General features: G+C 72.0%; 19 protein-coding genes and 1 pseudogene. 6 read left to right on the top strand and 14 right to left on the bottom strand.

All coding sequences use genetic code 11. From position 1 onward, the window contains the following. Nucleotides 1-15 precede the first annotated feature (15 nt). On the bottom strand, nt 16-960 hold the full coding sequence (locus CTZ28_RS35755; RefSeq protein WP_259471968.1) for a MerR family transcriptional regulator: 945 nt from the start codon (nt 958-960) through the stop codon (nt 16-18). 216 nt (nt 961-1,176) lie between these two features. On the opposite strand from CTZ28_RS35755, the gene CTZ28_RS35760 reads away from it, so the two are divergent. Next, nucleotides 1,177-2,049, top strand: coding sequence for an ATP-grasp domain-containing protein (locus CTZ28_RS35760; RefSeq protein WP_121893897.1), 873 nt, complete (start codon nt 1,177-1,179; stop codon nt 2,047-2,049). 96 nt (nt 2,050-2,145) lie between these two features. On the opposite strand, the gene CTZ28_RS35765 is transcribed toward CTZ28_RS35760, so the two are convergent. Beyond that, complete coding sequence (locus tag CTZ28_RS35765; RefSeq protein ID WP_121893898.1) at nt 2,146-2,748, bottom strand: hypothetical protein; 603 nt, start codon at nt 2,746-2,748, stop codon at nt 2,146-2,148. A 123-nt stretch (nt 2,749-2,871) separates the two neighbouring features. Here CTZ28_RS35765 and CTZ28_RS35770 point away from each other — a divergent pair, with 123 nt between their 5' ends. Further along, nucleotides 2,872-3,645: an IclR family transcriptional regulator gene (locus CTZ28_RS35770; protein ID WP_121893899.1), complete on the top strand. Its 774-nt coding sequence runs from the start codon at nt 2,872-2,874 to the stop codon at nt 3,643-3,645. Then, on the top strand, nt 3,642-4,487 hold the full coding sequence (locus CTZ28_RS35775) for an SMP-30/gluconolactonase/LRE family protein (RefSeq protein WP_121893900.1): 846 nt from the start codon (nt 3,642-3,644) through the stop codon (nt 4,485-4,487). The genes CTZ28_RS35770 and CTZ28_RS35775 overlap by 4 nt, the downstream gene beginning before the upstream one ends. 88 nt (nt 4,488-4,575) lie before the next feature. On the opposite strand, the gene CTZ28_RS35780 is transcribed toward CTZ28_RS35775, so the two are convergent. The 3 genes from CTZ28_RS35780 to CTZ28_RS35790 are packed head-to-tail and all read right to left on the bottom strand — an operon-like array spanning nt 4,576 to nt 7,791. Continuing rightward, entirely contained in the window at nt 4,576-5,973 is a 1,398-nt protein-coding gene (locus CTZ28_RS35780) for an FAD-dependent oxidoreductase (protein ID WP_183154760.1), read from the bottom strand. Continuing rightward, nucleotides 5,966-7,195: an MAB_1171c family putative transporter gene (locus tag CTZ28_RS35785; protein ID WP_121893902.1), complete on the bottom strand. Its 1,230-nt coding sequence runs from the start codon at nt 7,193-7,195 to the stop codon at nt 5,966-5,968. The genes CTZ28_RS35780 and CTZ28_RS35785 overlap by 8 nt, the downstream gene beginning before the upstream one ends. After that, a complete protein-coding gene (locus CTZ28_RS35790; protein WP_121893948.1) occupies nt 7,192-7,791 on the bottom strand; it encodes a toxin-antitoxin system, toxin component family protein in 600 nt (199 codons plus the stop codon). The genes CTZ28_RS35785 and CTZ28_RS35790 overlap by 4 nt, the downstream gene beginning before the upstream one ends. A 513-nt stretch (nt 7,792-8,304) precedes the next feature. Here CTZ28_RS35790 and CTZ28_RS35795 point away from each other — a divergent pair. After that, nucleotides 8,305-8,733: pseudogene (locus tag CTZ28_RS35795) on the top strand (alpha-L-arabinofuranosidase C-terminal domain-containing protein); the annotation flags it as partial. A 7-nt stretch (nt 8,734-8,740) separates the two neighbouring features. Here CTZ28_RS35795 and CTZ28_RS35800 read toward each other — a convergent pair. Further along, entirely contained in the window at nt 8,741-11,740 is a 3,000-nt protein-coding gene (locus CTZ28_RS35800) for a glycoside hydrolase family 35 protein (RefSeq protein WP_121893903.1), read from the bottom strand. A 73-nt stretch (nt 11,741-11,813) separates the two neighbouring features. On the opposite strand from CTZ28_RS35800, the gene CTZ28_RS35805 reads away from it, so the two are divergent. Next, a complete protein-coding gene (locus CTZ28_RS35805; RefSeq protein ID WP_121893904.1) occupies nt 11,814-12,272 on the top strand; it encodes an RrF2 family transcriptional regulator in 459 nt (152 codons plus the stop codon). A gap of 349 nt (nt 12,273-12,621) precedes the next feature. Here the strand turns inward: CTZ28_RS35805 and CTZ28_RS35810 are convergent, their stop codons facing one another. The 8 genes from CTZ28_RS35810 to CTZ28_RS35845 form a co-directional block, all read right to left on the bottom strand. Next, nucleotides 12,622-14,310, bottom strand: coding sequence for a pyridoxal phosphate-dependent aminotransferase (locus tag CTZ28_RS35810; protein ID WP_121893905.1), 1,689 nt, complete (start codon nt 14,308-14,310; stop codon nt 12,622-12,624). 161 nt (nt 14,311-14,471) lie between these two features. Next, on the bottom strand, nt 14,472-15,614 hold the full coding sequence (locus CTZ28_RS35815) for an aldose epimerase family protein (RefSeq protein WP_121893906.1): 1,143 nt from the start codon (nt 15,612-15,614) through the stop codon (nt 14,472-14,474). A 57-nt stretch (nt 15,615-15,671) separates the two neighbouring features. After that, nucleotides 15,672-16,919: a multiple monosaccharide ABC transporter permease gene (gene mmsB / locus CTZ28_RS35820; protein ID WP_121893907.1), complete on the bottom strand. Its 1,248-nt coding sequence runs from the start codon at nt 16,917-16,919 to the stop codon at nt 15,672-15,674. Next, complete coding sequence (gene mmsA, locus CTZ28_RS35825; protein ID WP_121893908.1) at nt 16,916-18,475, bottom strand: multiple monosaccharide ABC transporter ATP-binding protein; 1,560 nt, start codon at nt 18,473-18,475, stop codon at nt 16,916-16,918. The genes mmsB and mmsA overlap by 4 nt, the downstream gene beginning before the upstream one ends. Nucleotides 18,476-18,515: 40 nt before the next feature. Continuing rightward, nucleotides 18,516-19,622 (bottom strand): multiple monosaccharide ABC transporter substrate-binding protein, encoded by a 1,107-nt coding sequence (chvE, locus tag CTZ28_RS35830; RefSeq protein WP_121893909.1) that lies wholly within the window; start codon nt 19,620-19,622, stop codon nt 18,516-18,518. Between the two features lie 119 nt (nt 19,623-19,741). After that, entirely contained in the window at nt 19,742-20,719 is a 978-nt protein-coding gene (locus CTZ28_RS35835; RefSeq protein ID WP_121893910.1) for a hypothetical protein, read from the bottom strand. Nucleotides 20,720-20,844: 125 nt separating this feature from the next. Beyond that, entirely contained in the window at nt 20,845-21,849 is a 1,005-nt protein-coding gene (locus CTZ28_RS35840; RefSeq protein ID WP_121893911.1) for a zinc-dependent alcohol dehydrogenase, read from the bottom strand. After that, nucleotides 21,846-23,003, bottom strand: a complete 1,158-nt coding sequence (locus CTZ28_RS35845) for a mandelate racemase/muconate lactonizing enzyme family protein (protein ID WP_121893912.1) — start codon at nt 23,001-23,003, stop codon at nt 21,846-21,848. Before CTZ28_RS35845 ends, CTZ28_RS35840 begins: the two co-directional genes overlap by 4 nt. 201 nt (nt 23,004-23,204) lie before the next feature. On the opposite strand from CTZ28_RS35845, the gene CTZ28_RS35850 reads away from it, so the two are divergent. Continuing rightward, nucleotides 23,205-24,170, top strand: a complete 966-nt coding sequence (locus CTZ28_RS35850; RefSeq protein WP_121893913.1) for an SCO2400 family protein — start codon at nt 23,205-23,207, stop codon at nt 24,168-24,170. Nucleotides 24,171-24,221: the final 51 nt, after the last annotated feature.

The following is a 24,221-nucleotide window of genomic DNA, read 5'->3' on the forward strand; positions in this document are numbered from 1 at the left end:
ACCGCGGGCGGCGGCTCAGGCCGCCGTCCCCACCACGTCGGCGACCACGCAGCTGACATTGTCCGGGCCGCCGGTGGCGTTCGCCTCGGTGATCAGGGTGCGGACCGCCGCGTCCGGGGCCGGCGCCGTGGACAGCAGATGCGCGATCCGGTCGTCCGGCACGACCCCGGACAGGCCGTCGGAGCACAGCAGATACCGGTCGCCGGGCAGCGCGTCGTGCAGCTTCAGATCGGGTGCGGCGCTGGTGTCACCGCCGAGCGACTTCAGGAGCAGGGCGCGCTGCGGATGTGAGGTGGCCTCCTGCGGGGTCAGCCGGCCCTCGTCGAGCAGCGACTGGACCACGGTGTGGTCGTGGGTGATCCGGAACAGGCCGCCGTCGCGCAGCAGATAGGCGCGCGAGTCCCCGATGTGCACCAGGGCCAGCCGCGACCCGGTCAGCAGCAGCGCGGTGAGCGTGGTGCCGGCCTCCGCCGCGCCGCCGGCCGCGTCCCGCACGGCCTGCCGCGCGCCCTGGACGGCGTCCTCCAGCAGGTTCAGGACGCTGCCCGCGGGCAGTTCCGTGTTCTCCAGGAACGTCAGCGCGGCCACCGCGGCGCTGCTCGCGGGCGCCCCGGCGGGCCCGTACCCGTCGGCCACGGCGAGCAGCCGCGCGCCCGCGTACGCCGTGTCCTGGTTGGCGGGCCGTACCCGGCCGGTGTCGGAGTGGGCGGAATGACGCAGTTCCAGCATGGCGGTGTCCTTCCTCGACTCTGCGGTCAGCTGGTCGACGAGAAACACGGCGAGGTCCCGGCGTACGGCCGTCTCCGCCTCCACCCGCGCCCAGTGGGCGCGGATCTCCCGGGCGGCGGCGGCCGGTTCGAGCGCGCACACCTCACGGATCCCGGCGAGCGGCATGCCGAGCCGGCGCAACCAGGCGCTCCGCTGGACATGCCGCGATGTGCCGTCGGTCGGCTGCGGCACCGTCGTGGCTGGTCGCGCAGTTCCCCGCGCCCCTTCGGGGCGCTGTCGAACCAGCATCTCCATGCCCCACCCCCGGGTGCCGCTCTTCTCGTCGTCCCGCCATCGATGCTGCGGCTTCACCGAGGGGGAAGGTCAAACCGGTTGTCGCGGTCACCGTCTCCGTGGTTAGCCTGCGGTCCGATCATCCGCTGATTCCGTACGCCGAGGGAGCCCGCTGTGCGCCGCATCGCACTCGCCACCTACGACCCGGGAACCGAGCAGAACCAGGACCGCGACCTGCCGGTCCTGCTCGGGGCCCTGACCGACGCCGGGGCCGAGGCCGTCGCCGTGCACTGGGACGACCCGGGCGTCGACTGGGGCGGGTTCGACCTCGTCGTCATCCGGTCCACCTGGGACTACAGCTGGCGGGCCGAGGAGTTCGTGGCGTGGGCCGAGCGGGCCGGGAAGGCGACGCGGCTGGCCAATCCGGCCGCCGTGGTGCGCTGGAACACCGACAAGCGGTACCTGGGGGACCTCGCGGCGGCCGGTGTGCCCGTCGTGCCGACCCGTTATGTCGCGCGGGGGGAGCAGGCCGAACTCCCGGACGACCACGAGTTCGTCGTCAAGCCGACCTCCGGCGCGGGCGCCCGCTACGCCGCGCGGTACACGCCCGGCGAGCGCGAGGCGGCGCTGCGGCAGCTGGCCCGGATGCACGCGGAGGGGCTGACGGCGATGGTGCAGCCCTACGTCCGCGGCATCGACGTCGGCGGCGAGCGGGCCCTGCAGTTCTTCGGCGGCCGGCTGCTGCACGCCAGCCGCAAGCGGGCCGTCCTGTCGCCCGGTACGGCCTACGACGCGGCGAAGGTGGCCCACCCCGACCTGGCGCCGTGGACCCCGACACCGGCCGAACTCGCCGTCGCCGGACGCGCGTTGGCCGCCGTACCGGACGCGCCCGAGCTGCTGTACGCGCGCGTGGACCTGGTCGACGGCGAGGACGGGACACCCCACGTGATGGAACTGGAACTGATAGAACCCAACCTGTTCCTCTTCCTGCACCCAGCTTCGACGGCCACGGCGACATCGGCGATCCTGAAGGCAGCCGGCGCCTGAGCGAACACGGCCCCGTGCAGCGCGCCCCGAAAGGGGCGCGGGGAACTGCGCGACCAGCCACAACGCACCCGCACTTGACTACCGGCGCGTCACCCCTCAGGCGCCGCCGGCAACCCGCTGCAACAAGCCCCAAGTGAACTCGGCGACAACCCCCCGGCGGACGCCGCTCGCGTCGGGGGCCGCGAAGGCGAGGCCCCACCGGGTGGGGGCCGTGCCCTCCAGCGGGCGGGCGGGGGCGAAGGCGCGGGCCGCCTCGTCGACCGTGCACGACCAGGGGGTGAGGTCTTCCAGGGCGGCCAGGCGCGGCGCTGGGGCGCCCGGCGCGCGGACCAGCCACTCGGTCCAGACCGCACCCGTGGCGCCGACCAGCACCTCGAAGCGCAGGTCGGGCCAGAGCGGGACGGGCCACTGCCACACCGCGCACTCCAGCTCGCCGATGGTGCGCCTGCCCTCCGACTCGGGTGCGCCGAGCACCGAGCGGTAGCGGGCGGCCGCCGGGCGCGGCCGGGGTGAGCGGACCATCGCCTGCCAGCGCTTGTTGGCCTCGCGCATATCGGCGAGGGACACGCCCAGCGCGCGCCGGGCGTCCTCGACCAGGTCCGGGTTGTGGTCGGCCATGCGGCGCAGCAGCACGAGTTGGAAGTCGAGCGGGGTGAAGGGGGCGGCGGGGCGCCCGGCGGAGGAGGGCATGTACCCCATCGTCGCCCACCTGCCCCGTACACACCCATTGCCGGGGCAATCCTCCATGACTAGCCTATGTTCGTCATGCCGATCGTCTGTTGAAATCTCGAACGCAGGCGCTGATCAAGGGAGGGGGCCGGAATGGGACGCCTCGTACCCGCCGTGACCCGGGCTCTCGACATACTGGAGCTCTTCCTCGACGGGGACGGGACGCTGTCCGCCCCCGACATCGTGCGCAGGCTCCATCTGCCGCGCACCACCGTGCACGAGCTGGTCACCACGCTCGCCGCGCGCCAGTACATCGTGCCCGTACCGGGACAGCCCGGACGGTACCGGCTCGGGGTGCGCCCGTACCAGCTCGGCAGCCGCTACGCCGAGCAGCTCGACCTCGCCGCCGAGGGCCAGCAGGTCGCCCGCTCGGTCGCCGAGACCTGTGACGAGACCGTGCACGTGGCCATCCTGGACGGCACGGACGTCATCTACATCGCCAAGGTCGACTCCACGCACGCGGTGCGCATGGTGTCCGCGGCCGGCCGCAGGCTGCCCGCCCACTGCACCTCGGTCGGCAAGATGCTGCTGGCCTCGCTGCCCGAGCCGGAGCTGGCCGCGCGCATCCCGGACGGCGCCGAACTGATCGCCATGACACCCAACAGCATCACCGACCCCGGCGCGCTGCGCGAGACACTGGCCGGGATCCGGGAGCGTGGTCTCGCGGTGGAGAGCCGCGAGTCCAACCCGGACGTCAGCTGTGTCGCGGCCCCGGTCCGCGACCGCACCGGCCAGGTGGTCGCCGCGCTGTCCATCTCCGTACCCATGATCCGCTGGAGCGAGGAGCGCATGGCCGAGCTGGCGCACCTGGCCGCCAAGGGCGCGGTCGAGCTGTCGGAGCGCCTGGGCCACCGGAGCGCGGCATGACGGCGTACGAGGTGGCGGTGCGGGCCGAGGCGACGCTCGGCGAGGGACCGACCTGGGACCCGGCGACGGGCCGGCTGCTCTGGATCGACATCCTCGGCATGCGGATCCACACCTACGATCCCGCCTCGGGCCGCCGTACGGTCCGCACGACCGAACAGCACATCGGCGCCGTGAAGCCACGCGCGGGCGGCGGCCTGGTGCTCAACCTCCGTGACGGGATCGGCCTCCTCGACCCGGACGGCACCTTCCGCTGGCTGCACCGCGAGCCGGTGCCCGGCCGCCGCGCGAACGACGCCGCGGTCGCGCCCGACGGCGCGCTGTGGGCGGGCACGATGCGCTACGACGAGACGGCGGGCGGCGGCACGCTGTCCCGGGTCACCGGCGCCGGTGAGGTGCGCACGGTCCTGCCGTCCGTCACGGTGAGCAACGGCACGGGCTGGAGCCCCGACGGGCGCCTGATGTACTACGTCGACACCCCCACGCGCCGGATCGACGTCTTCGACTTCGACGGCGAACAGGCCCTGAACCGGCGTCCGTTGGCCGAGATCGAGGAGGGCGCCGGGTTCCCCGACGGCCTCACGGTCGACGCCGACGGCTGTGTCTGGGTGGCGCTGTGGGACGGGGCGGCGGTACGCCGCTACACGCCCGGCGGCGCCCTGGACCGGGTACTCACCGTGCCCGCGGCACGCCCGACGGCGTGCGCCTTCGGCGGCACGGACCTGACGGACCTCTACATCACCACAGCCCGCACCGGCCTGAACCAGCCTCACCCACTGTCCGGTTCCCTACTGGTCATCCCAACCGCAGGCAAGGGCGTACCCCACCCCTCCTTCGCCGGTTAGCACCGGATGCCCCGAAAGGGGCGCGGGGAACTGCGCGACAAGCCACAACGAACCCGCAGACGACAGACGACGCCCCCCGGCGGAGCCCTCAGCCGAGCCCCGCTGCCTTCAGCTCCTCCGCGGTCAGCGGGGGCCCGCCCAACGCCGGTTTGAGAGGACCCACCATCGCCGCGACCACCACGCTGGGCGCCAACAGCACCCCCGACCCACGCTCCAGCGAGGTCACGTCCGTCACCCGCCGCGCGATGCGCCCGTTGCCGGTCGCGGTGTGCAGCAGCCGTCCCACGTAGGCCGCAGTGATCCGCTCCCGCAGCGTCGGCCCGGTCTCGGTCGCCCCCGGGTAGAAGACGTCCGCGCCGGTCGACAGGTCCCAGGCCGCCCGCACCGGCCGGCTCACCGCCTGCTGGATCCGCCGGGCGAGTCCGGGTGCGCCAGGGCCCTGACGGGACATCACCTCCTGCAGGGCGAGCGCCCCTTGGGCCGCCACCGACATGCCGTGCCCGTACACGGGGTTGAGCGCGCACACCGCGTCGCCGAGCACCACGAAGTTCTCCGGCCACATCGGCATCCGCTCGAAGAAGTGCCGGCGGTTGGCCGTGGTCCTGGTGAACGCGACCTCCTCGCCGAGCGGTTCGGCCCGTGCCAGCAGCTCGGCGATGAGCGGGTGCCGCAGCTCCTCCCGGGCGTACCGGAGGAAGTCGGCGGCGTCGGCGGTCGGTTCATGGCCGCGGGAGCCGTGCAGGGTGACCATCCATCTGCCGTGCTCGACCGGCATCAGGACACCGCCCCGCCCGGGCCGCCGGTCCCGCGGATCCGCCTGCACATTGACGAGCGGGAACCCGTTCCGGGCCGGTTCCGGCGCCCGGAACAGCCGGGTCGCGTACGCCAGGCCGGGGTTGACCTCGCGCCGCTCGGGTGCGGGCAGTCCGAGCGAGGTCAGCCACTGCGGGGCTCGGGACCCGCGTCCGGTGGCGTCGACGACGAGGCCGGCCGGCAGGGTGCGCTCGGCTCCGTCCCGGTCCCGGATCCGCACTCCGGTGACGGCCGCGTCCGTGCCCACCGGCCCCAGCGCCTCGGCCCGTTCGACCAGTTGGATCCGCGGGTCGGCGAGGATCTGCGTGCGCACCACCCAGTCCAGCAGGTCCCGGCTGGCGGGCAGCAGGAACGCCGACTCGTTCCAGCGCCGGAACCAGCCGTGCGGCGACAGTACGACCATGTCCGTGGTCACCGGCAGCCGGGTCACCCCGGCCGCCCGCAGCCGTTCGGTGACGCCCGGCACCAGCCGCTCCAGCGCCCGGGCCCCGCCCGACCACAGCTGGTGCACGTGCCGGGCCTGCGGCAGCCCCGCGCGCGGTTCGGGCCCGGCGGGCAGCGCGTCCCGCTCGACCACCACGACCCGGTCGACGAACGAGGTCAGCGCACGGGCGGCGAGCAGGCCCGCGAGAGAGCCGCCGAGGACGACGGCGACGCCGCTGCGCTCACTCATGTGCGGGAACGCTCTCTGCTGCCGGGACGGCGGCACGCGCGTGCACCGCCTCGATCTCGTCGGGGTGGCGCAGGGCCCGCGAGACGGCCGCGATCTCCTGGAGCAGATCGGTGGTGTCGGGCCCGGGGGCCGTGTCGTACGGCTCGGGCGTACGACCGCGTGCCACGGCGTCCAGGATGCTCACCGCCGAGGCCAGCGCCCTCGCCCGGGCCGGCGGGTTGCCCAGCTCCAGAGCGGCGCCGTACGCCCGCGTGGCCAGGTCCACATCGATGCGCCGGGCCAGTTGCAGCAGCACGTCCCGGATGAAGGTCTCCCGGCGGATCAGCCGCAGTTCGGGCGTGGCGCGCAGCAGGAAGCGCACGCCGTCGCCGCTGACGGTCCGCATCAGCAGGTACAGCGGGCGCAGTTCGTGGTGGGCGAGCCGGACCCGCCACCGGTCGTGCAGGTACTGGCCGGCGTGCGGCAGGATGAATCCGACCGCGATCAGGATGGCGGACAGGGCGGCGACCGGCGGTGCCAGGTCGGTGCTCAGCCAGTCCAGGTCGCCGCCGAACCAGCGGGCCGCGACGGCGGTCAGCTTGGACGCGTCGAAGATCAGGTTCAGTACGTAGCCGGCGCCCAGCAGCTTCAGTCCCCAGCGCAGCCAGGCGTCCAGGCGCTCGGTGCGCACCCAGTTCCAGATCAGCCTGGATGTGATCAGGCAGGCCACGCTGTGCGCGAGCAGGTAGAGCAGGATCTCCTCGCGCATGAACGGGGTGGTGGCGTAGTACGTGTCCAGGTCCCGCAGCCGCTCCAGGGGCGCGTCGGCGAGCGCGAACAGCACCCACAGGGCCACGATCACCCCGGAGTAGGCGCAGATCACCCAGCGCATCGCGCGGCGGGTGGCGGCCGAGCGTTCCGACAGGCCGTTGCGCCAGGCGATGATCAGCAGCAGGCAGGAGCCGCAGAACGCGGTGAGCAGCGAATAGCACCAGGGCGCCGAGATGTTCGGCACGCCGGTGACCCGGTTGGTCCAGGCGATCGTGGACGGTGTCACGAACACGAACACCGCGCAGGCAAGAAGCAGCAGACCGCCGACCGCGCGCAGCAGCGGGTCCCGCCACAGCCGGATGATCGTGGGCAGCTTGATCAGGAGCGCGGCGGTCAGCACCGCGGTGGGGATCCAGAAGGAGATGTAGAACTCGTTGAGGAGTCCCGAGGGGTTCAGCGCCAGCGGGTTCACCGGGGGGCTCCGCGGCGCCCGCGGTAGCCCAGGGACCGCTGAAGCGGGTCGGGGGGAGGGCCGGCCTCGGTGACGCAAGGGCGGCACAGGGCGGCCAGGCGGTGTCCGAAGTCGTCGGCCTCGGCCTCGTCGGCCTCCCGGGAGCCGTTGCGCGCGGCCACCGTCAGGGCCGCGTCGCGCAGGCCGGGCGTCTCGGCGAGGGCGCGGGCCGCTTGGGTGCCGGGCAGCCGGTCGTGCCGGTGTCCGGCGTGCAGATGCCACAACTCATGGCCGAGTATGACGAGTTGCTGGACCGCTTCGGCGCGCTCCTCGACGATGACCAGGTCGAAGTCGGCGAACTCCACGCACAGACCGGTGACTTCGATCTCGTCGGGGAACCGCTCGAAGCGCAGCTCGACGGGGCGGCCGCCGCGGCGTGCGGTCATCTCCTCGCACAGGGCCCGGCACAACTCGCCGATGTCGGCGGGGGGACGGGGCCTGGCGCGCACCGCTCGGGCCAGACCGGCGGCGAGCGTGCGCTCGGCCGAGCCGGGCCGAAGGCTGCGCAGCCTCGTGGCGATCCGGGCCGCCCGCTGCCGCGCGCCCGCGATGTCCATCGCCTCCCCCTTCGCCCCGCCGGACGGCGGCTCGTCCGACACTACGCGCCTGGACGTGTTCGCGACAGGTGCGCCGACGAGCATGGTTCAACCAGAAACGATCGCCGAATCCGTCACGAAGCGAAAGGGGACCGGCCTCAACCGCTCCCGAAGTACCCTCACTCAATCTGCCGGGGGCCCTGGGGCATGCTTCGACGTGACTCCGGTGGGTGCGCGCCGCGTGACGGTGTCGGCTCGAGGGCGCTGCTGTGTTGCGCGGTCACGCTGCCGCGTCCGGTTGGGGTATCGCCTGGCGCGCGGCGCCGGTGGGTGTCCGGTGCATGACGGTGTTGGCCCGTGTGCATCCAGTGCGAGGGCGCTGCTGTGTTGTGCGGTCGCGCTGGCGCGTCCGGTGGGTGTCCGGATCGTGGTCGTGGTGTGGCGTGGGGCATTGACGTGTGGGTGTTTTGAATTTACGGTCGCCGGCGACTGCCGGGACGGCGGACGGCGAGTGTGGAAGGGCAGGGCACCGACCTCATGACCGAGCCGGGCGGACCGGCCTGGCGGCAGACGACGTTCCACCCGTTCGCGCAGGCCGCCCGGTACGGCCGCGGCCAGGTCCTGGACGTCCGCGTCGACTCGCCCACCCACGAGACGGCCGCGTACGGCGAGACGGACCTGCTGCACGCCACCGCGGTACGCGCCGAGGACGGCGCGGTCACCGTCTTCGCGGTCAACCGCGACCGCGCCCGGCCGCTCCCGCTCGACGTCACCCTGAACGGCCTCGGCCTGACCCGGGTCGTCGAGCACAGCGCCCTCGCCGACGCCGACCCCGACGCCCGCAACACCCTCGGCGACCCCGAACGCGTCACCCCGCACCGGGTCACGGGCACCGCCCTCGGCGACGGCCGGCTCGGCGCCGTCCTGGAACCGCTGTCCTGGAACGTGATCCGGCTCGCCTGAGCCTGCCTCAACGGCCGGGGGAGGCCACCTGCGTCACCGGCACCCCGCCGGCCGCGCTCCCCAGCAGCGTCAGCCGCACCTCGCCAGGACCCGACTCCGTGCTGCCGTCGGACAGCACGGCCAGCGCCAGGGTGTTGGTGCCACGCGTGTTCAGGATGCCGTTCGGCAGCACGAACGTGTGCTGCGGGCCCACGTCGTTGATGTACTGGCCCAGGTTCCAGCCGTTCAGGAAGATCTGTACGCGGTAGGCGCGGGCCGGGTCGTCGTCCAGGACCAGCCCGACCGAGGCGTCGATGCCGCCGGGCACCGTCAGCCGGAACGTGCTCCGGTACCAGGCCACGCCCTGCCCCCGGCCGGTGTGCGGCAGCGCGACGGGCTGCCAGCCGTCGTCCGCGGACCCCGGCAGGTGCCAGCCCTCCCGCTCCCCGTACAGCCCGCCGTTGTTCATCGGCCCGCGCGCCGGATCGGGCGCGAGCGCGCCCTGGATGCGCCACCGGACCTTCGGCGTGGCCCCCTTGAAGGCGGCCCCGGTCAGCCCGCGCGCCGCCTTGTGCGTGTCCTGGGCCCGGCCGTCCTGGTCGTGCTGCATGCGCCGGACCAGCACGGACAGCACGTGCCCGCCCGGTGCCGTCAGCTTCCGGCGCAGCCGCTCACGGCGTTTTTGCGGCAGCTCGGACAGGGCGAGCACCGCCGTGTCCGTCCAGGTCCCCCGGCCGGCCGTGCCGTCGTCGGGCACCGGCATCCGGTGCACGCCCAGCGGCTCGCCGTCCAGCCAGGCCATGAGCAGGCCCTGGGTGCCGGTGCTGTAGCCGAGGGACACGGACTTCAGCCCGGCCACGTCGGTGAGGTGTCCCCGGTACCAGACGTCGCCGTAGTGGAAGCCGTAGTCGTCGGCGAACAGGACCGGCCCGCCCTCCGGCACCGGTGTGGTGCTGTACGACGTCCGCTTGTCGGCGACCTGCCACGTCGAGTCGTCGAAGCCCGGCGCGGACTCGGGGTTCTCCGCCTTGCGGCGCCAGCCGCCCAGCCGGGGCAGCGTGACGGCCGGCACCCCCGGGAGCAGCGCCTTCGTCGTCAGGCTGCCGGCCGCGGTGACGCGCGTGGCCACCGGGCGCCCGTTCCACTCCACGGTGTCGATCCCGCGCGGCCCCCACACCTCCAGGCCGGTCTCGTGGATCGTGTCGCCGGTCAGCCGCACCGTGGAGCCGTCGAGGACGGCCTCGCGCAGCAGCGCCGGGCCGTACACCAGCACCGTCCCGGACGGGGTGTCGTACGGCCACAGGCGTACGGCGGTCGCCTCGTCGGCGAACAGGAGCAGCAGCGGCGTCTCGCTCTCGCCGTGCTCGACCAGTACCCGGGTGAGCCCGCCCTCGCCGAGCGGCACGGACACATGCAGGGCGCCCTGGTTGTACACCCAGGCGCCGTCCGGGTCCAGGCGGTTGACGAGGGGCTCGCTCGGGCAGTCCAGCACCAGGCGGGCCATCTCGCCGCGCACCCCGGTGAACAGCGCGATGTCCTGGCGGCCGGCGGTGAGCCGGAACATGGGCTGGGCGGTGCAGGACCGCAAGGTCCGCCTGCCGAGGGAGAGTCCGGTGGTCAGCAGCCGGGCGTCGCGGGCCGGGACGGTGACCTCCAGGCCGCCCGCGGCGGTCGGCACGGTCGAGGTGACCTCCTCGGTGCCGTCGTTGCGCGCCACGTACACATGGGCCCCGGTGTCCGGGTTGGTGAGGTGGTAGACGGTGAGACCGTGCGCCGTGACGTCCGCCGCCCGGTCCAGCCGGGCGAAGTCCGGCACCCGTTGCAGGAGATGGCCCAGCTGGTGCATCGGGGCGATCTTGGAGGTGACGTTGCGGGCCTCGTCGACGGCCGCGCCGTAGTCGTACGACGTGTAGACGGCCGGCGCGGGCAGCCAGCCCCAGGAGGTGCCGCCGACGGTCATGTAGACGTTGTGCAGGGTCAGGCCGTTGGCCAGGTCGGTGAGGTGGAAGCGGCGCTCGTAGGCCGCGTCCCGGGTGCGCCGCGCCTCGGCGTACCCCTTGCCGTCGAAGGCGGCCCCGCCCCAGGGGTCGGACCTGCCGCCGCCGAACTCCGCCGCGAAACCCGGCGTGCGCGGGCTCGCGCTCGCGCCCCCCGTCGGCCCGCCGGTGCCGAAGCGACCCCGGTCCGGCGGGGTTTGGGACGGCTCGGGATACCCGTCGAAGCCGTACAGCCAGCCGCCCTTGTCGCCGCCGGTGTCGAACGACCCCGGGACCCAGTGGCCGTTCGCTCCCTTGTCGTTGTGGAAGAGCGGTACGTCGATGCCGTCCGCGCGCACCTTCCGGTACAGGTGGGACATGTAGGCGCGCCCGGTCGGCCGGTCCACGTGGGGGTCGTACTCGTTCTCGATCTGGTACAGCAGGATCGTGCCGCCGCCGTCGGTGAACTGGTGCCGGCGGGCGATCCGGTTCACCGCTGTGAGCCACTCGTCGACGTGCCCGAGATAGGTGGGATCGGCGGTCCGCGCGGTTCCCTCGGTGACCGTGAGCCAGCCGGGGAAGCCGCCGGCGTCGACCTCGGCGCCGATGTACGGGCCGGGGCGCAGGATGACGTACAGCCCGGTCTCCGCGGCCGTGCGCAGGAACAGGTCCAGATCGCGGACGCCGCTGAAGTCGTGGTGTCCGGGGGCGGCCGAGTGGTAGTTCCAGGCGACGTGGACGCTGACCGTGTTGTAGCCGTGCGCCCGCATCTTCTGCAGGACGTCGCGCCACAGGGACGGGCTCGGCAGCCGGAAGGGGTGCATCTCGCCGGACCACACCACGAGCCGCCTGCCGTCCACGAGCAGGGAGTGGCGGTCGTAGCCGATGGTGTGGCGGCGCCGGTCGGCGCTCGGCGGGGCCGGTGCGGGACCGGTCGGCACACTGCGCGCAGCGTACGCCGAAGGCGCCCCCGGGTCGCCGCTGCCGCCCAGGGCGAAGCCGAGCGCGGCGGAGCCCGCGAGGGCACTGAACGTACGTCTGCTGAGCGCCAAGGGGTCCCTCCCGGGCGATCTTACGGGGCGCGGTCCGGCCATTCTCCACGGCGGAACGCCCCACAATGGACCCATGAGGATCTCGGCACGGGCGGACTACGCGGTACGGGCGGTGCTGGAGTTGGCCGTACGGCAGGGTAACGGCCCGGTGAAGGCAGAGGAAATCGCCTCTGTACAGGGCATCCCCCATAAGTTCCTGGAGGGCATCCTGGGCGACCTGAGGCGCGCCGGGATCGTGGCCAGCCGGCGGGGCGGGGGCGGCGGATACCGGCTGGCCGGGCCGGCCGCGGAGATCACGGTCGCGGACGTCATCCGGGCCGTGGACGGCCCGATCGTCTCGGTACGGGGCGAACGCCCGTCGAGCCTCACCTACACGGGCACCGCCGAGCCCCTGCTGCCGCTGTGGATCGCACTGCGCGCGAACGTCCGCAAGATCCTGGAGGGGGTCACCCTGGCCGACCTCGCCGCGGCCCGGCTGCCACCCCCGGTGAGCCACCTGGCAGCCGACCCGGCGGCCTGGGAGAACCCGTGACCTGTCCCGTCCGGGGGTTCGGCACGGCTGCCCCCGGGCGGGCCGCGGCGACCTGGGCGTTTGCCCCCTGCCCAGGCCCTGACGTGGAACTCCCGTCGCTCACCCGGGGCGGGCCCTGTGACGTCGTGGGGTCCCCTTGGCCGGGCGGAGCCGCGAGACGGGGGCGTGCGTGGCGTCACGGGGCAGGCGCGAGTGTGCTGACTGGGGCTGAGCGCTCCGCCGGACATGCCGCGATGTGCCGTCGGTCGTCCGCGGCGCCATCGTGGCTGGTCGGGCCCGCGCGGCGGAGCCGCATATCGATATAGCCCCGCGCCCCTTTGGGGCGCTGCCGAACCGCAGCGGATTTTGCTCAGCCCGTCTGGCCCATGCCTGCCGGGCTCGGCCAGCTCTGGGCGTTGGGCCAGCCGGTGGCGGGGGCCGTGGTGAGGGGCGGGTTGGTGGGCGGGGTGGTCATGCCGCGGACCTGCGCCGCGGTCAGGCCGCCGCGCGCGGGGACCCCGGGCGGGGTCGGACCGGTCGCCACGGCGGCCGGCGCGGGGACCGGTACGGGTGCGGGGACCGGGGCCGGGGCGGCGACCGGGGCGGGTGCGGGGGCGGCGATCGGGACTGGGGGCGGTTGCGGGGGGAGCATCTGGGGCGGTGCCATGGCCGGTACCGGGACGGGTACGGGCTGCTGCGGTACCGCCTGGGCCACAGCCGGCATCGGCATCCCGACGCCGGCCGGCAGTCCGGCGGCGGGGAGCGGCATGCCGATGCCGGCGGCCAGGGCGGCGGCCGGAACCGGGGCGGCGCCGGCGCCGAGCGCCTGGGCCGCGAGCCCGTTCAGTCCGGCCCCGTTGGTCTCGCTCATCAGCCGGTCCACCGCCGCCGTGCCCGAGCTGTAGCTGGTCCCGGTGCCCAGCTCGGGCACGGCGGCTCCCCTCCCGGACCCGTAGAGCACCGACTCCAGGCCGGACACCAGGCGACGCACGTCCACCTGGGGGCGCACCACGAGCCGCAGGAAGCGGCTGGACGAACCGATCTTGTTGCCGCACTCACGGACCAGGATCCGGTGCTCGGTGAGCATCCGGTCCCGGACCACGGTGCCCTCGGCACCCACCGGCAGGCGCACGAACAGGAAGTTGCCCTGGGAGGGATAGACGGTGAGACCGGGCAGGGCGGAGAGTGCGCTCGCCATCTCCAGCCGGTCCCGGCGCACCTGGTGCAGGCTCTGCGCGTACTCGGCGCCGTGCTCCTTCAGCATGAACACCACGTGCTCCGCGAAGGAGTTGAGGTTCCACTTCGGCAGCATCGAGCGGATCCGGCCCGCGAGCGCCGGGTTCGCGACCAGATAGCCGAAGCGGATGCCGTGCAGCCCGAAGTTCTTGCCGAGGCTGCGCAGCACCACCACGTTGGGGCGCAGCATCGCCTCCTGGACGACACTCGGTTCGGCCTCGGCGTCGGCGAACTCGAGGAACGACTCGTCGATCACCACCAGGTCCAGGTCGGCCATGGCGTCCATGAACTGCACGAGCGTGCTGCGGTGCAGAAAGCCGCCGTCGGGGTTGTTGGGGTTGCAGATGACCGCGACCCGGGTGCCGCGCGCCCGGATGAACTCCGCGTACTGCGCGAGGTCCAGGGTGAAGCCGCCGGACTCCTGGAGCGGAAACATGTCGACCCGCTTGCCGGTCTCCATCGGCTGGTCGGTCCAGCGGCCGAAGGTGGGGACCGGGATGGCCAGCGACTCACGGACCAGCAGATGGTCGATCCAGGTGATGAGTTCCGTGGAGCCGTTGCCCATCGCCACGCACTGCGGCGGCAGTTGGAGGAGGTTGCACAGCTCGGCCGTGATGGTGTCGGCGCTGCTCGGGTAGTACGTGATGATGTCCCGCAGCCGGCCCGCCAGTTCCTCGAACATCGCCGGAGTGGGGAAGTAGGGGTTGCAGGGGATACAGAAGTCCACCGGCCCGGCTCCGTCGCCGCCCTCCCGTGTCAGCGCCGCCATCGACGGGCTGTGTGCCGCTGTACTGCGGAACAACGAGGTGACGTTGTCGGCCATGGAACCTCCGTATGAGGCGAGCCCGCGGGGACGTTCGGGCCCGTCGTCTGTGGGTGGCCCGCGCGGGGGAGCGCGGGCCACCCTTCGATACGGAGACGGCGGTGGCGCTGTTCAACGCATGTGAAAGAAATGTGTCCTCGTGACGCTCCGGATGCGCGGGCTCACACTCCGAAGGAGTGGATCGTCGTCGTCCGGTAGGTCTGCCCGGGGCGCAGCACGGTCGACGGGAACGACGGCTGGTTGGGCGAGTCGGGGAAGTGCTGGGTCTCCAGGCACAGTCCGTCGCCCTGCCGGTAGGTGCGGCCGGAGCTGCCGACCAGGGAGCCGTCGAGGAAGTTGCCCGAGTAGAACTGCACGCCCGGCTGGTCGGTGGCGATCTTCAGGGTGCGGCCGGACCGCGGGTCGCGCAGGGTCGCGATGTGCTCGGGGCGCGCGGTCACGCCCTTGTCGAGGACGAAGTTGTGGTCAAAGCCCTTGGCGGTGACCAGCTGCGGGTGGCCGGCCCGGATGTCGCGGCCGACGGCCTTGGCCCGGCGGAAGTCGAACGGGGTGCCCGCGACCCGGGCCAGTTCGCCGGTGGGGATCAGGCCCGCGTCGGTGGGGGTGTAGCGGGCCGCGCGCAGCGTGAGCTCGTGGTCGTGGATGCCGCCGCTGCCCTCGCCCGCGAGGTTGTAGTACGTGTGGTTGGTGAGGTTGACCACCGTCGGCCGGTCGGTCGTCGCCTCGTAGTCGATGCGCCAGTCGCCGTGCCGGGTCAGGGTGAAGGTGACCTTCGCGCGCAGGGTGCCCGGGTAGCCCATCTCGCCGTCGACGCTCGTGTGGTACAGGTGCAGACCCACGTCGGGGCCGGCGGTGAAGCCCTCCACGTCCCACACCCTGGTGTCGAAGCCGCGGGCGCCGCCGTGCAGGCTGTTCTCGCCGTCGTTGACGGACAGTTGGTGGGTCCGGCCGTCCAGGGTGAAGCGGCCCTTGGCGATGCGGTTGCCGTAGCGTCCGATGGTCGCGCCGAAGAACGTCGTCCCGGCGACGTAGGCCGCGAGGTTGTCGTAGCCCAGTGAGACGTTGGCGTGACGGCCGTGGCGGTCCGGGATCTCCAGGGACTGGACGATGCCGCCGTAGGAGAGGACCTTCAGCCGGGTCCCGCCGTTCTCCAGCGACCAGCGGTGCACCTTGGTGCCGTCGGCGAGCGTGCCGAACAGTTCCCTGACCGGCTGCCGGGACGCGGCCCTGGCCGTGCCCGCGGTGGCCGCGGCGACCCCCACCGCGGTGGCCCCCGCGATGACGCTACGTCTGCTCATATCCATGTCTGCGGCTCCTGCAAGTTGAGGGCCCCATCCGCAGTGGACGGGGCCCGGGCTGCCTTACGAACCGGACTTGCGTTTGTTCCATACGTCGAAGCCGACCGCCGCGAGCAGGGCGAGGCCCTTGATGACCTGTTGCCAGTCGGTGCCGACGCTCAGGAGGTTCATGCCGTTGTTCAGCACGCCGAGGACGAGGCCGCCGATGATCGCGCCGAGCACGGTGCCGACGCCGCCGCTCATCGACGCGCCGCCGATGAACGACGAGGCGATGGCCTCCAGTTCGAAGTTCAGGCCGGCCTTCGGCGAGGCCGCGTTCAGCCGGGCGGCGACCACCAGGCCCGCCAGGGCGGCGAGCACGCCCATGTTCAGGAAGACGTAGAAGGTGACCTTCTTGTCCTTGACGCCGGACAGCTTTGCCGCCGGCAGGTTGCCGCCGATCGCGTAGATATGGCGGCCGAAGACGGCGTTGCGCATCACATAGCCGTAGCCCACGACCAGCACGCCGAGGACGATCAGGATGATCGGGGCGCCCTTGTAGCTGGCCAGCAGCATGGTGACCGCGAGGATCGCCGCGGCGATCGCGACCAGCTTCAGCAGGAACGCGTTGCGCGGCAGCACGTCCAGCGAGAACTCCTGCTGGCGCTTGCGGTCCCGGACCTCCTGGTAGACCACGAAGGCCAGCAGCGCGAGGCCCAGCAGCAGGGTGAGGTTGTGGTAGTTGGTGTTCGGGCCGGTCTCCGGCAGGAACCCGTTGCCGAGCTTCTGCAGGCCGTTCGGGAACGGGCCGAGGGTCTGGCCCTTCAGGAAGATCTCCGTCAGACCGCGGAAGAGCAGCATGCCCGCCAGCGTCACGATGAACGACGGGATGCCGAGATACGCGATCAGGAAGCCCTGGACCGAACCGGCCACCGCGCCCACCAGCAGGCACAGCACCAGGGCGACGGGCCAGGCCAGGCCGTGCTGCACGGTGAGCACGGCCGCGAACGCGCCCACGAACGCGGTCAGCGAGCCGACCGACAGGTCGATATGACCCGCGATGATCACCAGCATCATGCCGATGGCGAGGATCAGGATGTAGCTGTTCTGCAGCACCAGGTTGGAGACGTTGCGCGGCAGCAGCAGGTCGCCGCCGGTCCACACCTGGAACAGGACCACGATCAGGCCGAGCGCGATCAGCATGCCGTACTGCCGCATGTTGCGGCGCAGGCCGTTCAGCATCAGCTGGAGCAGGCCGCCCTCGGCGGCCCGGCCCCCGCCCTTGCCGGGCGGTGCCGAGGCCGGGAGCTTGTCGGTCACATCCGTGCTCATCGGGTTACCTCTTTGTCCTGTGTGTCCTTCGTCATCCGGCGCATCAGCACTTCCTGCGTGGCCTCGGCCCGCGGCACCTCACCGGTGAGCCGCCCGGCGGCCATGGTGTAGATGCGGTCGCACATGCCCAGCAGTTCGGGCAGCTCGGAGGAGATGAAGACGACCGCCTTGCCCTCGGCGGCGAGCCGGTCGATGACCGTGTAGATCTCGTACTTGGCGCCCACGTCGATGCCGCGCGTGGGCTCGTCCAGGATCAGCACGTCCGGACCCGCGAAGATCCACTTGCTGAGGACGACCTTCTGCTGATTGCCGCCGGACAGCTTGCCGACCGGTTCGAAGACGGTCGGCGCCTTGATGTTCATGGAGGTGCGGAAGCCCTCGGCGACCTGCCGCTCCTCGTGCTCGTCGACCACGCCCCGCCGCGCGACCTTGTGCAGCGCGGTCAGCGAGATGTTCCGGTTGATGGTGTCCATGAGGTTGAGGCCGTAGTGCTTACGGTCCTCGGTGACGTAGGCGATGCCGTGCCGCACCGCCTCGGCGACCGTCCTGGTGCGGATCTCCTCGCCGTCCTTGAGGACCGTGCCGCCCGCGTGCCGGCCGTAGGTGCGCCCGAAGACGCTCATCGCCAGCTCGGTACGGCCCGCGCCCATCAGGCCGGCGATGCCGACGATCTCCCCGCGCCGCACATGGATCGACACGTCGTCGACCACCTTGCGCTGCTGGTCGATCGGGTGGCGCACGGTCCAGTTGCGGATCTCCAGCGCCGGTGCCGCGTCCGGTTCGGCCGCGTGCGGGGTGCGGTCGGGGAAGCGGTGGTCGAGGTCGCGGCCGACCATGCCGGAGATGATCCGGTCCTCGGTGGTCTCCGGCGCCTTCACATCGAGGGTCTCGATGGACCGGCCGTCGCGCAGGATCGTCACCGAGTCGGCGACCCGGCGGATCTCGTTGAGCTTGTGCGAGATGATGATCGAGGTGATGCCCTGGTTCTTCAACTCCAGGATGAGATCCAGGAGTTTGCCGCTGTCCTCGTCGTTCAGCGCCGCCGTCGGCTCGTCCAGGATGAGCAGCTTCACCTTCTTCGAGAGCGCCTTGGCGATCTCCACGAGCTGCTGCTTGCCCACGCCGATGTCGGAGATCCGGGTCTCGGGGTGGTCGGTCAGGCCCACCCGGCGCAGCACCTCGGTGGCGTGCCGCAGGGTGTCCCGCCAGTTGATGAACCCGCGCGAGGCGTGTTCGTTGCCGAGGAAGATGTTCTCGGCGAGGGACAGGAACGGCACCAGCGCCAGCTCCTGATGGATGATCACGATGCCGCGCTGCTCGCTGGCCCTGATGTCCCTGAAGGCGCACACGTCGCCCTCGAAGAGGATCTCGCCCTCGTAACTGCCGTGCGGATGGACGCCGGAGAGCACCTTCATCAAGGTGGACTTCCCGGCGCCGTTCTCACCGCAGATGGCGTGGACCTCGCCCTGGCGGACGGTCAGCGTGACGTCCGACAGCGCTGTGACGCCGGGAAAGGTCTTGACGATCGAGCGCATTTCCAGGACGGGTCCCGCCATGGTCGTGCCCTTTCAATCCGTGGGTGAACCGATTTGGGGACTACTTGAGTTCGCCTGCCGTGTAGTAGCCGGTGTCGACGAGTTCCTTCGTGTAGTTGGACTTGTCGACGCTCACCGGCTGCAGCAGGTAGGCGGGCACGACCTTGGAGCCGTTGTCGTACGTCTTGGTGTCGTTGACCTCGGGCTTCTTGCCGTTCAGCACGTCGTCGACCATGGTCGTGGCGACCTTGGCGAGCTGCCGGAGGTCCTTGTAGACGGTCTGCGTCTGCTCGCCCGCGATGATCGACTTCACCGACGCCAGCTCGGCGTCCTGGCCGGTGACGACCGGCAGCGGCTTGCCGGAGGAGCCGTAACCGTCCGACTTCAGCGCGGAGATGATGCCGATGGAGATGCCGTCGTAGGGCGAGAGCACCGCGTCGACCCGGCCGCTCTTGTACGAGGAGGTGAGGACGTCCTCCATGCGCTTCTGCGCGGTGGTGCCGTCCCAGCGCAGCGTGGTCACCTGGGTGAGCTTGGTCTGGCCGGACTTGACGACGAGCTTCTTGCTGTCGATGTACGGCTGGAGCACGCTCATCGCGCCGTTGAAGAAGTACTTGGTGTTGTTGTCGTCGTTGGACCCGGCGAACAGCTCGATGTTGAACGGGCCCTTGCCGTCCTTCAGCCCGAGCCTGTCCACGATGAACCCGGCCTGGAGCTCGCCGACCTTGGTGTTGTCGAAGGACGCGTAGTAGTCGACGTTCTGCGTGCCGAGGATCAGCCGGTCGTAGGAGATGACCGGGATCTTGGCGTCCGCGGCCTGCTGGAGCACGTTGTTCAGCGACTTGTTGTCGATGGCGGCGATGATCAGGCCCTTGACGCCCTGCGTGATCAGGTTCTCGATCTGCGCGACCTGCTGATCGGGGTCGTCCTCGCCGAAGACCAGCTTGGTCTGGTAGCCCTTGGCCTTGAGGTTCTTGACAACGTTGTTGCCGTCCGCGATCCAGCGTTCGGAGGACTTGGTGGGCATGGCGATGCCGATGGTGCCGCCCTTGGTGCTGCCCTTGTCCTCCTTGCTGCCGCCCTCGCTGTTCTGCCCGCAGGCGGACAGGGCGAGGGCGAGGGACGCGGCGCCGGCGATGAGGGTGAGGGCGCTTCTACGAGTGCGCATGATGATCGGTCCCTGTTCTTCTCGTCGTTGAGATATTTCAAGCGGGGTCGGTGAAGGGCGCCCCAAAGGGGCGCGGGGAACGGCGCGACCAGCCACGGACGGCCCGCAGCCTCCATCGGTCATCCGGTGGAACCCTCGGTGGGGAACCGCTGAAGAAGACCCGGCAACCGGGAGCCGAGCGGAGCCATGTCGCCGTCCGCGCCGTGCCGGGCGAGCAGATCGAGGGCGAGCCGGCCGCGCCGCACCCGCTCCCGGGCGGTGTCCAGGGTCACGTCCCGCAGATGGGTGCCCCACGGGTAGATGCCGGGGGCCTTGGACAGGCCGAACTTCAGATAGATCGGTGCGCCGCGCCGGATCAGCTCGGCGACCTCGTACATCCGCACATAGCCGCCGAGGTCGTCGGGCGCCTCGATGTACAGGTCCATGGGCGCGGCGGACACCCGGCGGATCTCGGTGAGGTGATCGAGCGTCAGATCGCTGGGCACGTTGACCGAGTCGGCGCCCAGCCGCTCGAAGACCGCGTACGACGCCGGGTTCACCGGACCGACGAGCGCGGACACCTTGAGCGTCGTGTCGGCGGGGATGATCCCGGCGCTGCGTGCCCGGTGCAGCGTCCACAGCACGCCCTCGTCGGCGACCAGCAGGCACTTGACGCCCAGTTCGGTCGCCCGGACGGCATCCTCGACACAGCCGGCGACCGCGTCGTGGCCGCGGGCGCGCAGCCCCGCGCCCCGCGAGTCGGAGCGCACCGAGCCGCCGATGTCCCAGGTGCCGCGCGGGCCGGTGAACAGACAGAGTTCGATGTCGCGTTCGGCGGTCGCCTCGACCATCTCGGTGATCTCGGCGTCGGTCAGCATCCACACGCCGCTGCCCTGGCTGATGCGGTGGATCGGTACGTCGAGCCGCGAGGACTCCTTGAGGACGACCGCCAGCGCCTCGGGACCCTCGCACGAGGGGATCTCGGTGCGCCAGCTGCCGCCCTCCGGGAAGCGGTGGGCGGAGGCGTCGGCGGGGTTGAGGGCGGGCGCGCCCAGGCCGAGCGCGGTGAGCGCCTGCTCACCGGGCCTGCGGGCTGCCGTGGCGGAAGCGTCGGTCACAAGCTGTCCTTAGAGTTCGATGGGCCGGACAAAGTTCGCGGCTCAGGGTGCGGGAAGGGCCGGGGCGAGAGGCCGGGGGTACGCCGGCCCCGGCGCCGTCTGGTCACGCCGGGACCGGCGTACGGCTAGGGGCGGAGCAGCACCTTGCCGACCTTCGGATCGCCGGCCCCCACCAGCTCGATGGCCTGCGGAAAACCGGTCAGCGGCAGCTCGTGCGTGACCAACGGCAACGGGTCGAGCAGCCCGGCCCCGAACATCCGCACCGTGTGTGCCCAGGCGTCCGGCGGCGCCCCGAAGACGGTGTGCACCTCCAGCTGCCGCACCACCAGGTCGGTCGGGTCGAGGCCGGCGGCGCCCGGCGCCGGGATGCCGGTCAGGACCAGCCGTCCGCCGCGTCTGAGCAGCGCGGCGGCGGTGCGCGCGGCGGACGCGGACCCGGCGGTCTCCACGACGACGTCGAAGTCGTCGGGGAGCGGCTCGTGCCTCGTCCGGAAGCCGGTGGCGCCGAACTGCCGTGCCAGCGGCTCCCGGTCCGGCCTCGTGCCGACCACCAGCAGCTCCGCCGGCGAGACGGCCCGCAGGAACTGCACGGCGAACATCCCGAGCGTCCCCGTGCCGACCACCGCGACCCGCTCGCCCGGCCGGGCGCCGCCCTTGAGCGCGGCGGCCGCGATACAGGCGGCCGGCTCCAGGAGCGCCGCCGCGGTCAGGTCGGCCGCGTCCGGCAGGACGTGCAGCAGCCGGGCCGGCAGGGTGAGGGTGGCCGCCATGGCGCCCGGCTGGGTGAAGCCGGTCTCCTCGTAGCCCGCGGTGCACAGGGTGGTCTCGCCCGCGTGGCAGCGGTCGCACACCTGGCAGTTGCGGAAGCCCTCGCCGACGACCTTGCGGCCGGCCAGTGCCGCGGGCACCCCGGCGCCCACCGCCCGCACGGTCCCGGACCACTCGTGACCGGGAGTCAGCGGGTAACGGACGTACCCCTCGGGCCGGTTGCCCTGGTACACCTCGCGGTCGCTGCCGCAGATGCCCACCGCGTGCACGGCGACCAGCGCCTCGCCTGGCCCGGGCTCGCGCGGCGTGTGCTCCGCGACCCGGTGCGTGCCCGGCGCCTCGACGACGACCTGGGAACTCACTTCGTGCCCTTCGGCTTGCGCTGCTCCCAGCCCTCGGCCCACAGGTCGAACCGGGCCTGCTGCTGCGGGAACTCGGCCGCCGCGTCGACATCCAGCTCCACGCCGAGACCGGGTGCGTCGGACAGCTGGAAGTAGCCGTCGACGACCTCGGGCGCGCCCTTGACCACCTTCTTGATCTCCGCGTCGGCGAAGTCGTTGAAGTGCTCCAGGATCTTGAAGTTCGGGGTGGTGAAGCCGACTTGGAGGCTTGCCGCGGTCAGCACCGGGCCGCCCACGTTGTGCGGGGCGACGAGGACGTAGTGGGTCTCGGCGGTCGCGGCGAGCTTGCGGGTCTCCCAGATGCCGCCGAGGTGGCCGACGTCCGGCTGGATGATGTCGGCGGCCTGGCTCTCGAACAGCTCGTGGAACTCGATCCGGTCGTGGATCCGCTCACCGGTGGCGACCGGCAGGTCCACCTTTTCGGCCACCTTCCGCAGCGCCTTCAGGTTCTCCGGCGGCACCGGTTCCTCCAGCCAGGCCGGCTTGAACGGGGCCAGCTCCCTGGCCAGGCGGACCGCGGTGGCGGGGGAGAAGCGGCCGTGCATCTCCAGCATCAGCTCGGTCTCCGGGCCGATGGCGTCGCGCACGGCCTCGATGAGGGAGACGGCGTAACGGGTCTGCGCGTGGTCGAGTTCGAAGTGGCCGGTGCCGAACGGGTCGATCTTCAGGGCCCGGTAGCCGCGCGCCATGACCTCCTGCGCGGCCTTGTGGTAGGCCTCCGGTGTGCGTTCGGTGGTGTACCAGCCGTTGGCGTACGCCTTGACCCGGTCGGTCACCTTGCCGCCGAGCAACTGCCACACGGGGACGCCGAGCGCCTTGCCCTTGATGTCCCAGCAGGCCATCTCGATCACCGCGATCCCGGACATGACGATCTCGCCGGCCCGGCCGAAGTCGCCGTACTTCATTCGGCGCACAAGGTCCTCGACGGCGAACGGGTCCGAGCCGAGAATGTGGTTGGTCTCGGCCTCGCGCAGATAGCCGATCAGCGCGTCGGTGTGACCGAGCATCCGGGTCTCGCCGACTCCCGTGATCCCTTCGTCGGTGTGCACCTGGACGTAGGTCAGATTGCGCCACGGCGTCCCGACCACGTGCGTGCTGAATCCGGTGATGCGCACGGCAGTTGCCTCTCAGCTGTTCGAGATTTCGTCACACGTTCGAAATGCTGGCGTGACAGTAAGGACGGGGCGGCGGGGGTGTCAATGGGGCGAACAGGTAACGATTTCGACAAGCCACTCGACAGTTCTTTCGGTCTCCCACAGAACTTTCACAGCCGCCCCTAGGAACGTGACCCGCACGGAACTTAGTCTTCCCGCGTCATGGACTTCTGCCACCCGTGCCGACGGCACCTCAACGGCGCCCTCGCCTGTCCCGGGTGCGGCACGCCGGCCGGCGAGTTGCGCGCGTACACGCCGGAGACGGACGCCCGCCCGCCCGACGGCCGACAGGGCGCGGACGGCGTCGACGACGGGCATGACGACTACGAGGATCACGAGGGTGAGGGCGGTGAGCCGCGCGGACGGGCGGCACGGCGCCGGGGCCAGGGGCGCGGCCGTGGTGGCGGCCGGGCGCGGGAGGCGGACGAGCTGCAGGCGCGCACGCCCGAAGAGGGCGCACGCCCGCGCGACGGCCGACAGGACGCGGACGGCGTCGATGGCGGTCACGAGGACTACGAGGGTGAGGGCGGTGAGCCGCGCGGACGGGCGGCACGGCGCCGGGGCCAGGGACGCGGCCGGGCGCGGGAGACGGCGGACGAGGGGCCGGCCGCGGGGGACGCGAGCCGTCGTGACCGTAAGGCGGCGGCGCACCGCAGGCGCCGCCGGCGGATCCTGCTGATCACCGGGGGCTTCGTGCTGGCGGCCGGCGGCCTTAGCCTTGCCGAACTCGGCTCGGACGCCCCGTTCTCCGTGCCGCGGCCCGCGGCGGCCGGGGACGAGTCGACGGACGGCGGCACCTCGTCCGCGGCCCCGGACGCCTCGGCCCGACCGGAGAGCGGCACCGCGACCACCGCGGGCGCGGACGCCTCGGCCGCACCGGACCGCTCCGCGTCCCCGTCGGCGTCCAGGTCCGCGAAGGACAAGGCGTCCAAGTCCCCGGACGGGACCACCCCGGGCGCCTCGGACGCATCGTCGAGCAGCGGCGCGGACGAGACATCCTCGACGCCCGAGACGACGCCGACCCACACCCCGGAGACCACCCCACCCGAGGACCCCACCCCCTCCGCCCCACCCCCCGAACCCTCCCCGACCCCCACCTGCGACCGCTTCCTGTGGTGGTGCACCTGACGCCCACGTCGCCCTTGAGGAACCCGTTGGCCTGAACCGGCTTATGAACGC

Source organism: Streptomyces shenzhenensis (genome assembly GCF_003688995.1).
Classification (GTDB): Bacteria; Actinomycetota; Actinomycetes; order Streptomycetales; family Streptomycetaceae; genus Streptomyces; species Streptomyces shenzhenensis_A.